Raw genomic sequence first — 12,848 nt, forward strand, 5'->3', positions numbered from 1 at the left:
CAGACGTCGGGCGGTTCGGGGCGGCGGCGCAAGCTGTCGAACCGGGCCGAACCCGCCGGGGCCGGCACGCAGACCCCGGCCCAAGGCACCCCTGCCCCCGGTACACCGGCACAGGGGACGGCCCGGCCGCACCCCCAGCCGCCCCTGCTGTCGTCGAACTCCTCGGAGGGGCGCGGCCGTTCCTACGCGATCGGCGCGCCCGACCAGAACGCCGACGAGGGGCCCGAGCCGCTGGACGGTCCCGGCGGCGCGGTCGAGGTCGCCAACCGGCCGCAGCCGCAGCCGATGGACGACGAGCTGCCCCCGGAGCCGCTGGACAACCCGCGCCGGCTGCTCGTGTGGCCCGCGCCCGACGTGACGACGCAGCAGGCGCTCAGCGAACGCGGCTACCGTCCGGTGACCGTGCACTCGCGCGAGGAGGTCGACGCGCAGATCGCGGCGTTCCCCGCCGCGCTGTTCGTGGACCCGCTGACCGGGCCGATCACCCGGACCGCGCTCCAGTCGCTGCGGCAGGCCGCCGTCGCGGCCGAGGTGCCGGTCCTGGTGACCGCGGGCCTCGGACAGGCGACGCGCGAGGCGGCGTACGGGGCCGATCCGGCGATCCTGCTCAAGGCACTGGCGCCGCGCGACAGTGAGCCGCACCCGCCGCGCGTCCTGTTGATCGAGGAGCACGAGGAGATCGCGCTCGCGCTGACCGCCACCCTGGAGCGCCGCGGGATGCAGGTCGCGCGGGCGGCGAGCGACGCGGACGCGGTGACCCTGGCGGCGCAGATGCGGCCGAACCTGGTGGTCATGGATCTGCTCCAGGTACGCCGCCGGCGCGCGGGCATCATCGACTGGCTGCGAGCGAACGGTCAGTTGAACCGCACCCCGCTCGTCGTCTACACCGCCGCCGTCGAACACGCCGACCTGCCGCGGCTCGCGGCCGGGGAGACGGTGCTGTTCCTGGCGGAGCGCTCGACGAGCACGGAGGTGCAGAGCCGCATCGTGGATCTGCTGGCGAAGATAGGCACCAATTGACGCTGAGGCGCATCAGCAACTGACACACAGGGGCGGCCCGTTGATCGACTCAACGGGCCGCCCCTGTTTCACGTGAAACCACACACTCACACGGTCAGAACGCGCCGGCGGCTCAGAGGTGGGTAGCGGCTCAGAGCTGGGTGACGGCTCAACGCTTGCCGGCGACTCAGAGCTTGGTGACGTCCAAGCCGCCCTCGGCGTATTGCCTGCGCAGCACCTTCTTGTCGAACTTGCCGACGCTGGTCTTCGGAACCGCGGGGATGATCGTCCAGCGCTCGGGCAGCTGCCACTTGGCGACCTTCTCGGCGAGGAACGCGCGCAAGGTCTCGAAGTCGGCGCTCGCGCCTTCCTTCAACACGACGGTGGCGAGCGGGCGTTCGCCCCACTTCTCGTCGGGCACGGCGACGACGGCGGCCTCGGCCACGTCCGGGTGCGACATCAGCGCGTTCTCGAGGTCCACGCTCGAGATCCATTCGCCGCCGGACTTGATGACGTCCTTCGCGCGGTCGGTGAGGGTGAGGTAGCCGTCGGCGCTGATCGTGCCGACGTCACCGGTCTTCAGCCAGCCGTCCGCGCTGAACTTGTCGGCGGGGCGCAGCGGTTCGGCGCCCGCGGCGGCGCCGCCGTAGTACGCGCCCGAGATCCAGTTGCCGCGGACCTCAAGCTCACCCGCGGACTCCCCGTCCCAGGGCAGGATCTCGCCGCCGGGGCCGCTGAGGCGTGCCTCGACGCCCGCCGGGAAACGGCCCTGCGTGAGCCGGTACGCGAACTCCTCGTCGCTGCCCGGCTCGACGTGCGCCGGAGGCCGCGCGACCGTCCCGAGCGGCGACGTCTCGGTCATACCCCAGGCGTGGAAGACACGCATGCCCAGTTCGTCGAACGCCTTCATGAGGGACGGTGGGCAGGCCGCGCCGCCGATCGTGACCTGGTTGAGGGACGAGACGTCGCGCGGCTTCGCGGTGAGTTCGGCGAGCAGGCCCTGCCAGATGGTGGGGACCGCGGCGGCGTGCGTGGGACGCTCGCTCTCGATCATCTCGGCGAGCGGCGCGGGCTGCAGGAAGCGGTCGGGCATCAACATGTTCACGCCGGTCATGAACGTGGCGTGCGGCAGCCCCCACGCGTTCACATGGAACTGCGGAACGACGACGAGCGAGAGGTCGGCGTCGGTCAGCCCCATCGACTGCGCCATGTTGACCTGCATGGAGTGCAGGTAGATGGAACGGTGCGAGTAGACGACGCCCTTGGGGTCGCCGGTGGTGCCGGAGGTGTAACACATGGCCGCCGCCTGGCGTTCGTCCAGCTCCGGCCAGTCGTACGTGGTCGGCTTCCCGGCGAGGAGCTCCTCGTACTCGTGGACCTGGGCGCGGGCGCCTTCCAGGACGGAACGGTCGCCCGGCCCGGACACGACGATGTGCTCGACCGTCTCCAGGCGGGGCAGCAGCGGCGCGAGCAGCGGCAGCAGGGAACCGTTGACGATGATCACGCGGTCGGCGGCGTGGTTCACGATCCACGTCAGCTGGTCGGCCGGAAGGCGGAGGTTGAGGGTGTGCAGAACGGCGCCCATGGAGGGGACGGCGAAGTAGGCCTCGACGTGCTCGGCGTTGTTCCACATGAGGGTCGCCACGCGGTCGTCGCCCTCGATGCCGAGTTCGTCGCGCAGGGCGTTGGCCAATTGCACGGCACGGGTCCCGGCCTCGGCGAAGGACCGGCGCTGCGGCTCGCCCTCACCGGTCCAGGTGATGATCTGCGATGAGCCGTGGACCAGTACGCCATGCGCAAGAATGCGGGTCACTGTCAGCGGTACGTCCTGCATCGTGCTCAGCACGGCGTCCTCCCGGTGGGCGCTACGGAGCAGTAAGGTTCCGCCGATTCTCACCGCATACCGCGTGGTATGTCACTACTCCCGGGAATGATCGATCACCGAGCCACCGGTACTGACCAGTACCGAAGGGCGTGGAGCCGCCCGCTCAGCCGCGTGCCGGAATCAGCTCCGGGTCCTCGCGCAGCTTGCCGAGCGCCCGGGAGACCGCGCTCTTCACGGTGCCGATGGAGACACCCAGCACCTCGGCCGTCTGGGCCTCGCTCAGGTCCTCGTAGTACCGCAGCACGACCATCGCCCGCTGCCGCGCCGGCAGCTTCATGATCGCGCGCCACATCGCGTCGTGCAGCGCCTGCTGCTCGGCCTGGTCCGTGGCCGCGAGTCCCGACGACAGCGAGGGCTCCGGCAGCTCGTCACAGACGAACTCGTTGACCTTGCGCTTGCGCCACTGCGAGGTCCGCGTGTTCAACAGGGCCCTGCGCACATAGCCGTCGAGCGCCCGGTGGTCCTCGATCCGGTCCCATGCGACGTACGTCTTCGTCAGCGCGGTCTGCAGCAGGTCCTCGGCGTCGCACGGGTTCGCCGTCAGCGACCGGGCGGTGCGCAGCAGCACGGGCTGGCGCGCCCGGACGTACGACGCGAACGACGGGTACGTCGAGTGCGCTGCATGCGCCGAATGGGTTGCGCGCGGCGAAGGCACCGGACGCGTCCCCACGGGGGTACGGGTCGCCGGCTCCGATGCGCTGGTGCAGACAGGCGCCAGGGTTGCGGTCATGGCTCCACGCTATGAGCGCCCCCTACTCCCGCGGATCGGCCGGAGGTCCCGAAGCGACCTCCGCCTCAGGTTGTACGAGGGGTGGTAACCCCACCTCCTGAAGGTGGAGGAGGCGGTGAGGGCACCTGAGGGTTCGGCCCCGAGAGCCACCCCGAGCGTACGTCCACGGCCGTGCTCCCGGCCGGTCCCGAATCAGCCGATACGCGCCACGGGGGCGTGCACCAGGTTCCGGTCGATCACCAGGGTGCGGCCGCCGTGCCGCTCCTTCACGTTCCCCGCGTACTGGTGAATCCTGCGCTGCGGGTGCCAGGCGTTCCCCCCGAGCGCACGCTCCCGGTACAGGTGGGGCTTGGTGTGCCAGCGCGCGAACCAGATCACCGAGGGCAGGTCCCGCACGCCCGCGCGCCGCGCCGCCTCCATGTGCCGCACCCCCGAATCGGCGCTGCTGTAGAAACCGGACACGTAACCGCGCCGCTGCACCTCCTTGGTCCACGCCCGCACGTACGCCAACGTCGTGTCCGCGCATTTACGGTTCCGGTAGTCGTAGTCCTCCATGTCGAGATAGAGCGGGCTGTGGCGCTCGATGCCGAGCGTCCCGGCGCGGCGCACCGCGTCCCGCGCCTCCCGCTTCCCCTGTCCCCATGGGTGCCGCCCGATGCGCACCCCCTTCTTGTGCCCCGCACCGACACAGGGCGACTGCGACCCCACGTACACCGGCAGCACCGCCCACCCCATGCGGGTCACCGCCCGCGCCCAGCTCCGGGTCAGCGCGGGCTGGTGCGGACAGGCGCGGCCGCGGCCCGCGTAGTAGACGCCCACCGCGCGGTAGTCGGACGTCTGCCAGCGCCGCATCGTGTCCCGGGACGGCGTCGTGCAGGCGTCGAACGCCCGCCCGTGGAAGGTGCGCACCCGGTCGTCCCAGGGCGCGGACCCGGACGTCGCCTCTCCGCCGTCCTCGCCCCCCTTCGCCGGGGCCCGCGCCGACCAGTCCGCCGCCGCGGCCGCCGGCAGGGCGCCGATCCCCAGCAGGAGCACCACAAGTCCAATGATCATCTTTTGCCGATACATGGACCGAGTGAAGGGGGCCCTCCGGCACGCGGGCCGGGCAGACGCGCCGGGTTCAGCCGTCCGACCCCAGAATCAGACCCGATGTGGGGACCCCGGTGCCCGCGGTGACCAGGGCCGTGGCCGCGCCGGATATCTGGTTCACGGCCGTGCCCCGCAACTGCCGCACGCCCTCCGCTATCCCGTTCATCCCGTGCAGATACGCCTCCCCCAGTTGTCCGCCGTGGGTGTTGAGCGGCAGCCGCTCCTCGGCGACGAAGCCGGCCGCTTCCCCGGGCGCGCAGAACCCGAACTCCTCCAACTGCATCAGCACGAACGGCGTGAAGTGGTCGTAGAGGATCCCGACGTCCACCTCCTCGGGCCCGAGCCCCGCCGTGCGCCACAACTGCCGTGCCACCACGCTCATTTCGGGCAGTCCACTCAGGTCGTCCCGGTAGAAGCTGGTCATCTGCTCCTGCCCACGGCCCGCCCCCTGGGCCGCGGCGGCGATCACCACGGGAGCCTGACGCAGATCGCGGGCCCGCTCGACGCTGGTGACGACGATCGCCTGCGCGCCGTCCGTCTCCTGGCAGCAGTCCAGCAGGCGCAGCGGTTCGACGATCCAGCGCGACGCGGCATGGTCGGCGAGGGTGATCGGCTTGCCGTGGAAGTACGCCGCCGGGTTCGTCGCCGCGTACTTCCGGTCGACGACGGCGACGTGGCCGAACGCCTCGGGGGTGAGCCCGTACGTGTGCAGGTACCGCTGTGCCGCCATCGCCACCCAGGATGCCGGGGTGAGCAGCCCGAACGGCAGGTTCCACCCGAGCGCCGCGCCCTCCGCCGAGGGTTCCCGGTGCTGCACCCCCGAACCGAACCGTCTGCCCGAGCGCTCGTTGAACGCCCGGTAGCAGACCACCACTTCGGCCACGCCGCTCGCCACCGCGAGGGCCGCCTGCTGCACCGTGCCGCAGGCCGCACCCCCTCCGTAGTGCACCCGCGAGAAGAAGGAGAGCTCGCCCATCCCCGCGGCCTGCGCCACGGTGATCTCCGGGTTGGTGTCCATGGTGAAGGTGACCATCCCGTCGACGTCGGCGGGGGACAGGCCCGCGTCGTCGAGTGCGGCCTGCACCGCCTCCACCGCGAGCTTCAACTCGCTGCGGCCGGAGTCCTTGGAGAACTCGGTGGCGCCGATGCCGGCGATCGCCGCCCTGCCACCGAGCCCGTCCTTGGTGCGCACGCTCATGACGGACTCCCCTCGGTCTGCGGCGGAGCCGAAGGACCGTCGGTCCGGGGCACGGTGACGGTCACCGTGCCGGTGACATGACTGCCGATGCCGTTCTTCCCGACGACTCTCACCTGTGCCGTGACACCGCCGCCCCCCTCTCCGTCCTCCTCGGCCTCATCGACGACGTCGGTGACCGTGCCCGTCAACACCATGGTGTCCCCGGGGTAGTTGGGCGCACCGAGCCGTATCGCGACCTTGCGCAGCACCGCGGTCGGGCCGAAGTGGTCGGTGATGTAGCGGCCCACCAGCCCGTTCGTCGTGAGGATGTTCATGAAGATGTCGGGGGAGCCCTTCTGCCGGGCCAGCTCCACGTCGTGGTGCACGTCCTGGTAGTCGCGGGACGCGATCGCCCCGGCGACGATCAGGGTCCGGGTGACCGGGATCTCCAACGGCGCCAGCTGCTCGCCCTCCTTCATGCCGACTCGCCTCCTTCCACGTCCGCAGCGGCGATCAACTCGCCCAGTTCCTCCAGCACTTCACTGCCCCCGCCCAGATAACCGTCCAGTTGTCTCCCCCACAGGAAGTGCCGGTGCACCGGATGGTCGAGGTCGGCGCCCATCCCGCCGTGCAGGTGCTGCCCCGCGTGCACCACGCGCCGCCCCGCCTCGGACGCCCACCAGGCCGCGGTCAGCGCATGGCTGCGGTACGCGAGCCCTTCGTCCCGGCGCCAGGCCGCCTCGTAGGCCGTGACCCGGATGGCCTCGACGTCCATGTGGGCTTCCGCGGCGCGTAGTTGCACCCCTTGTTTGGCGGCGAGCGGCCGGCCGAACTGCTCCCGCTGGTTCGTGTACTCCACCGCCCTGGCCAGGGACCCCGCACCCACCCCTGCCTGCAGCCCGGCGAACGCGGTCCGCGCCGTCGCCAGCACGTCCTCGTACGCGTCCGGGCCGCCGATCGGTTCGGCCGGCGCCCCGTCGAGCACGAGGCGCCCGGCCGACCAGGGTGCGGTGAGCTCGACCGGCTCGCAGCGGGCGTCGGACGCCGACACCATCCACAGGCTGTGGGAAACATGTGCGGTCCCGCCCGCGGGGGCCCGCACCGCCACCAGGACGTGTGTCGCCTCCCGCAGCCAGGGCACCCACGGCACGACCCCGGTCAGCCGCGCCCACCCCGGGCGCCCACCGCCTTCGCCCTCGGTCTCGGCATCGGCATCGGCATCGGCATCGGCCACCACGATCCCACCGCGCCCCGGAAAAGCCCCGGTCGCCACCAACGAACCGTCGCCCAGGCCCGGCAACAGCCGCTCGCGCTGCTCCGCGCTGCCGTGCGCGCCCACCGCGAGCAACCCGTACACCCCGCTCGCCGCGAACGGGACCTGTGCCGTCGCCCTGCCCTGCTCCTCCAGCATCAGCACGAGCCCGAGTAGACCGGCCTCCTCCACGGCGCCGACCAGTCCGGCATCGCCCAGTGCCTTCCACAACTCGCTGTCCATGGCACCGCCGAGGCCCGCGAGCCGCTCCGGTGTGGACAGGTCGCCGAAGATCCGTGCGGCCAGCTCCCGTGCCGCCGCCTGCTCCGCTGTGGGTGTGAAGTCCATGTCACGCCTCACCGCCCTCAAGAGCACGGAACACCGGAAGCTCCAACTCCTCGTCCACCCGCAGGAATTCGAGTCGCACCGGCATCCCTATGCGCACCTTGTCGGGAGGCACCCCGATGACGTTGCTGACGATGCGTACGCCTTCCGCCAGCTCTATCAGGCCCACCGCGTAGGGCGGGTCGAAGGCCGGGAAGGGCGGATGATGCATGACGACGTAGCTGAAGACCGTGCCCTCACCGCTCGCCTCGACCGTGTCCCACTCCTGCCCGCCGCACGCGTTGCATCCCGGCAGCCAGGGGAAGCGCAGCGTCTCGCAGCCGCGGCAGCGCTGGATGAGCAGCCGATGGTGCGTGACGCCGTCCCAGAACCCGGCGTTGTCCCTGTTCACCACGGGGCGCGGGCGGGTCTTCTTCGCCGCCGCCTTGTCGCCCTTCTGTGAATCGGGGCTCCGGCCGGCGGGCGCGTACTTCAGGATCCGGAACCGGTGCGTTCCGGCGATCTCCTCGCCCACCCGGACGTCCATCCGCGTCGTGACGAAATGGCCCGTGCCCAGCTTCGTCGTCTTCAGCGGTGACACCGACTCGATCACGGCGTCGTAGGTGATCGCGTCCCCGGGCCGCAGCGGCCGCAGGTACTCCTGCTCGCAGTCGGTCGCGACGACCGAGGTGTACCCGGCCCCGTCCAGCAGGCGCAGCAGGTCGTCGTAGGGCCCCGAGCGGTCCGCGTATCCGGACAGGCCCGGCATCGTCCACGCCTGCAGCATGGTCGGCGGCGCGATGGCGTCCGGGCCTTCGTAGGCCGTGCTCCTGTCGCCCATGGCCTCGCACCAGTGCCGGATCATCGGCGCGTTGACCAGGTCCCTGCCTTCGCCGCCCTGCGCCGCGGCAAGGCCCTCGAACGCCTTCAACCCCTCGTACGACAGCACCTCATGGCCGCTCGTCACCGTGCTCACCGCTTCCCCCGCCGCATTCCGAGCCGCATCGTCGCCACGATCTCCCGCTGCACCTCGCTCACCCCGCCCCCGAACGTGTTGATCTGCGCTGCCCTGTTCATCCGCTCCAACTCCCCGTCCCCCACCGCGAGCTCACCGTCTCCCTCCGCGGACGCCCCGAACGCCCCGGGCGATCCGCCGCGCACCCACCCGGCCTCGCCCGCGATCTGCTGACATATCTGGTACACCTCGACCGCCGATTCGGTTCCCACGAACTTCACGCCGCTCGCGTCGCCGGGGGCCAGCCGGCCTGCCCCGACATCGCCCACCAAACGCCAGTTGAGCAGGCGCGTTGCCGCCAGCCGGGCATGCGCCTGGGCCAGTTGGGACCGCACCCACGGGGCGTCAATCCGGCGCTCGCCCGTCACCGGATCGGGTGTACGGGCGGCGTCGAGGACCTGGTCGTAGAAGTCCTCGGCCTGCATCCCGATCGCGGCGAGGGCGACCCGCTCGTGATTGAGCTGGTTGGTGATCAGGCCCCAGCCGCCGTTCTCCTCCCCGACCAGGTTCGAGCCGGGGACGCGGATCCCGTCGTAGTACGTGGCCGTCGTGGTCAGCCCGCCCACCGTGTGGATCGGGGTCCACGAGAAGCCCGGAGCGTCGGTGGGGACCAGGATGATCGAGATGCCCTGATGCTTGGGCGCGTCGGGGGCGGTGCGGCAGGCGAGCCAGATCCAGTCGGCGTTCTGCGCGTTCGACGTGAAGACCTTCTGCCCGTCGATCAGCCAGTCCCCGTCGGTGTCGGCCCGCACGGCCCGGGTGCGCAGCGAGGCGAGATCGGTCCCCGCCGACGGCTCGCTGTACCCGATGGCGAAGACCAGGTCACCGCTGAGGATCCGGGGCAGGAAGTACGCCTTCTGCTCCTCGGTCCCGAACTTCATCAACGTGGGACCGACGGTGTTCAGCGTGACCATGGAGACCGGCGCACCCGCGCGATACGCCTCGTCGAAGAAGACGAACTGCTCGTCGGGGCCGCGCCCCTGCCCGCCGTACTCGACGGGCCAGCCGAGTCCGAGCAGGCCCTCGGCCCCCATCCGGCGCAGTACCCGTCGCTGCCCGGCGAGGTCGTCGTGCGCGGGCGGCCCGTCCGGCATCAACGTACGGAAACGTTCACGCAGTTGCACGCGGAGCTCGCGCTGGCGCTCGGTGGGAGCGAGATGCACGGCGGCGGCCCTCCCGGACCTCGTACGAACAAGGGTTTCTGACTGTCCGTCAGATATCGGGGAGTGTCAAGAGATCCGCCAGGCCGCACCGGTCGCGCGAAAACGCCTGCGCGGCGGTGCCGGAGCACCGCCGCGCAGACTGTCACGCACCCCACGGAGACCCCTGCCGTGCAGGAGCCGTGAGGTCACCAGAGCTTGGTGAAGTTCACCGCGATGTTCTTGTTCGACTGGTCGATCGCCGTGAAGGCCGAGCCGTTCACCTGGGCGGTGTTGCTCTGGTTCGAGGCACCTGCGCCGACGGCCTGCTGCTGCGTGGTGGACGAGTTGCCCTTGTTGTCGTGTCCGACACCACTGCCGCTGGACGTCGCCACCCCTGCGTTCGATCCGTTGTCCGCGAACGCGCCGTTGTCGGCCATCGCCACCCCGGAGAAGAGGGCCGCGGCGAGGGGCAGGGCGGCGACAGCGGCGATGACGCGGGCACTACGGATGGAAGCCATGTCTATTCCTCCAGAACAGGGAAGTACGCACGGGAGCTCGGACGGGGGTCCGGCACCCGGGAAGTACGGGTTTTCCCAAGGCAGTTGGCCGACCGCCTCGGCGTTGTTCACGACGTCGCGAGATCAGAATTGCCCACCGAATCCCTGGCGAACCAGCCCGGAAGCGACTATTCCCTCGCAAGCGTGAGGACATGTCGATAAACCTTCTTCACGCCCTCAAACCCCCAGCTCATCCCGAACGCGCCCCCTTCCGGTGATCACGGGCCAGTCCTCCCGGGCGAGGAAGCGTTTCGGCACATTTTTGGTAAATAGGCGCCCCGTATGGGTCACCCCCCCTTCCCTCTTTCGAACACTCGTACGAAAATGAAGCCATGGCCACCATCGACCGGCGCCCCGCCCCCTCCTCCCCGTCCGTACCGTCCGTCCCCTCCGCGTCCCTGGCGACCCTGGCGCTCGCGCACGCCCTCTCGGCCGCCGAACGCGGCCTCGCCGTCATCCCGCTCTCCCGCACCAAGCTCCCGGCGCTCCCCTCACCGCACCGCGACGATCCTCCGTGGACTCCCCGCTGCCACGGCGAGTGCGGGCTCCCGGGCCACGGCGTGTACGACGCGACGACCGACCCGCGCCGCATCCGCGCGCTGTTCGCGGCCGCCCCCCGGGCAACCGGATACGGGATCGCGTGCGGCCTCCCACCGCATCACCTCATCGGCGTCGACCTGGACACCAAGACCGGGACGGACTCCTCCGCCTCCCTGCGCGAGCTGGCTTTACGGCATCTGTTCACGATCCCCGAGACCGTGGTCGTGGCCACGCCGAGCGGCGGCCGGCACCTGTGGCTGAGCGGCCCGCCGGACGTCGTCGTGCCGAACTCCGCGGGGCGCCTGGCCCCCGGCATCGACATCCGCGGCGCGGGCGGCTACCTGGTGGGGCCCGGCTCCCGTACCGAGCACGGCGTATACAGCACGGTGCCCGGCACGGCCCACCTCGCGCCCGCGCCCTGCCCCCCGGCGCTCCTGCGGCTGCTCACGCCCCCGCCGCGCGCACACCACCCCGCCACCGACCGCGCGGGGCAACACGGTCTGGGCCTCGTCCAGTTCGTCCTCGGCGCCCATGAAGGGCAGCGCAACACCCGCCTCTTCTGGGCGGCTTGCCGCGCCTACGAGAGCGGCCTCGGTGACACCCTCAGCGACGCCCTGACGGACGCCGCGGTCCGCACGGGCCTGACGGAACGGGAAGCGCGCCAGACGATCGCGTCGGCCGCCCGCCTCACCACGGGCCCCTGAACCCTCCGAGCCGGCACCCGTCCGCCGGCGCCCACGACGAAGGCCCCCGACCAGTACTGCTGGTCGGGGGCCTTCGCCCTACGCGGTGGGTGTGGGATTTGAACCCACGGTGACTCTCGCCACGACGGTTTTCAAGACCGTTCCCTTAGGCCGCTCGGGCAACCCACCCCGCGCGCGTGACGGTTCTCGTCGAGGCCGTCATGGCGCGGGACCAGGGTAGCGGGTGCGCGGACCGGCTCCTCAGTTGCTGTCGCCCTTGCGCTCGCCCAGGGTCACGTCGACGGTGTGCTCCTTGCCGTCACGCGTGTAGGTGAGCTTCACGGTGTCGCCCGGCTTGTGCGTCCAGATCTGGCCGATCAGGGTCGGGCCGGAGTCGATCACCGTGTCGTCGAGCTTGGTGATGACATCGCCCGACTTCAGGCCCGCCTTGGCCGCCGGCCCGTTCGCCGTGACCGCCGCGGAACCGTCGGTGCCCTGCTGGGTGATCTTCGCGCCGCTGGTGCCCTCCTCCATGGAGACCGTGGCACCGATCACCGGGTAGACCGGCTGGCCCGTCTTGATCAGCTGCTGGGCGACCATGTTGGCCTGGTTGATCGGGATGGCGAAGCCGAGGCCGATCGAACCGGACTGGCCCGAGCCGCCCAGGCCGCCGCTGGAGGAGGACTGGATGGCGGAGTTGATGCCGATCACGCTGCCGCTGCCGTCGAGGAGCGGGCCGCCGGAGTTGCCCGGGTTGATCGAGGCGTCGGTCTGCAGGGCGCTCATGTACGAGGCCTTGCTGCCGCTCGCGCCGTCGCTGGAGGCCACCGGGCGGTCCTTCGCCGAGACGATGCCCGTGGTCACCGTGTTCGACAGGCCGAAGGGCGCGCCGATCGCGATGGTCGAGTCGCCGACGGCGACCTTGTCGGAGTTCCCGAGGGTGAGGGGCTTGAGGTCGTTCGGCGCGTTCTTCAGCTTGATGACCGCGACGTCGTAGCCCTGCGCGTGGCCGATCACCTCGGCGTCGTACTTCTTGCCGTTCGAGAACGTCGCCGACAGCTTGCCGCCGTCGACCGCCTCCGCCACCACGTGGTTGTTGGTGAGGATGTGGCCTTCCTTGTCGTACACGAAGCCGGTACCGGTGCCGCCCTCGCCGTTGTTGCCCTCGGCCTCGATGGTCACCGTGCTGGGCAGCGCCTTGGCGGCGATGCCCGCGACGGTGCCCGGGTCCCGCTTGAGGTCGGCCGGGTTCGAGGCGGAGACGGTCGTCGAGCCGGTGCCCCCGTCGTCCCCCCGCTCCGCGGCCCAGTAGCCGACGCCACCGCCGACGGCGCCCGCGATCAGGGCGGCCGCGACGACCCCGGCGAGCAGCCCGCCGCGCCGGCCGCCCGGCTTGGGCTGCGGCTGCTGGTACGAGTCTCCCCACGACGAACCGCCGCCACCGCCGGAGGCGTA

12 protein-coding genes and 1 tRNA gene are annotated in these 12,848 nt (G+C 71.1%); 2 read left to right on the forward strand and 11 right to left on the reverse strand.

All coding sequences use genetic code 11. The features are described from left to right. Positions 1 to 1,020, forward strand: a 1,020-nt coding sequence (locus G3I40_RS16895) for a response regulator (protein ID WP_343244945.1), incomplete at its 5' end; no start/stop codon positions are given. A 166-nt stretch (positions 1,021 to 1,186) separates the two neighbouring features. Here G3I40_RS16895 and G3I40_RS16900 read toward each other — a convergent pair. From G3I40_RS16900 to G3I40_RS16940, 9 genes are all read right to left on the reverse strand, one after another. Beyond that, entirely contained in the window at positions 1,187 to 2,845 is a 1,659-nt protein-coding gene (locus G3I40_RS16900) for a long-chain fatty acid--CoA ligase (RefSeq protein ID WP_164302979.1), read from the reverse strand. 142 nt (positions 2,846 to 2,987) lie between these two features. Continuing rightward, positions 2,988 to 3,614 carry a SigE family RNA polymerase sigma factor gene (locus tag G3I40_RS16905; RefSeq protein ID WP_164302980.1) on the reverse strand — a complete coding sequence of 209 codons (627 nt, stop codon included), beginning with the start codon at positions 3,612 to 3,614 and terminating at the stop codon, positions 2,988 to 2,990. 192 nt (positions 3,615 to 3,806) lie between these two features. Continuing rightward, on the reverse strand, positions 3,807 to 4,667 hold the full coding sequence (locus G3I40_RS16910) for a glycoside hydrolase domain-containing protein (RefSeq protein WP_164302981.1): 861 nt from the start codon (positions 4,665 to 4,667) through the stop codon (positions 3,807 to 3,809). Positions 4,668 to 4,734: 67 nt separating this feature from the next. Continuing rightward, positions 4,735 to 5,901: a lipid-transfer protein gene (locus G3I40_RS16915; RefSeq protein WP_164302982.1), complete on the reverse strand. Its 1,167-nt coding sequence runs from the start codon at positions 5,899 to 5,901 to the stop codon at positions 4,735 to 4,737. Further along, entirely contained in the window at positions 5,898 to 6,359 is a 462-nt protein-coding gene (locus G3I40_RS16920; protein ID WP_164302983.1) for a MaoC/PaaZ C-terminal domain-containing protein, read from the reverse strand. The genes G3I40_RS16915 and G3I40_RS16920 overlap by 4 nt, the downstream gene beginning before the upstream one ends. Further along, positions 6,356 to 7,480: an acyl-CoA dehydrogenase family protein gene (locus G3I40_RS16925; RefSeq protein ID WP_164302984.1), complete on the reverse strand. Its 1,125-nt coding sequence runs from the start codon at positions 7,478 to 7,480 to the stop codon at positions 6,356 to 6,358. Before G3I40_RS16925 ends, G3I40_RS16920 begins: the two co-directional genes overlap by 4 nt. A 1-nt stretch (position 7,481) precedes the next feature. After that, positions 7,482 to 8,432: a bifunctional MaoC family dehydratase N-terminal/OB-fold nucleic acid binding domain-containing protein gene (locus G3I40_RS16930; RefSeq protein ID WP_164302985.1), complete on the reverse strand. Its 951-nt coding sequence runs from the start codon at positions 8,430 to 8,432 to the stop codon at positions 7,482 to 7,484. Further along, positions 8,429 to 9,634, reverse strand: coding sequence for an acyl-CoA dehydrogenase family protein (locus G3I40_RS16935; protein WP_164302986.1), 1,206 nt, complete (start codon positions 9,632 to 9,634; stop codon positions 8,429 to 8,431). The genes G3I40_RS16930 and G3I40_RS16935 overlap by 4 nt, the downstream gene beginning before the upstream one ends. 185 nt (positions 9,635 to 9,819) lie before the next feature. After that, entirely contained in the window at positions 9,820 to 10,131 is a 312-nt protein-coding gene (locus G3I40_RS16940; protein ID WP_164302987.1) for a hypothetical protein, read from the reverse strand. Positions 10,132 to 10,502: 371 nt separating this feature from the next. Here G3I40_RS16940 and G3I40_RS16945 point away from each other — a divergent pair, with 371 nt between their 5' ends. Then, complete coding sequence (locus G3I40_RS16945) at positions 10,503 to 11,414, forward strand: bifunctional DNA primase/polymerase (protein ID WP_239091780.1); 912 nt, start codon at positions 10,503 to 10,505, stop codon at positions 11,412 to 11,414. 83 nt (positions 11,415 to 11,497) lie between these two features. Here the strand turns inward: G3I40_RS16945 and G3I40_RS16950 are convergent. Continuing rightward, positions 11,498 to 11,582, reverse strand: a tRNA-Ser gene (locus G3I40_RS16950). A 72-nt stretch (positions 11,583 to 11,654) separates the two neighbouring features. After that, positions 11,655 to 12,848: trypsin-like peptidase domain-containing protein (locus tag G3I40_RS16955; protein WP_164302988.1), on the reverse strand; the 1,194-nt coding region annotated here is incomplete at its 5' end.

Origin of the sequence: Streptomyces sp. SID14478 (assembly GCF_010548525.1) — a bacterium.
In the GTDB taxonomy this organism is placed as follows: domain Bacteria; phylum Actinomycetota; class Actinomycetes; order Streptomycetales; family Streptomycetaceae; genus Streptomyces.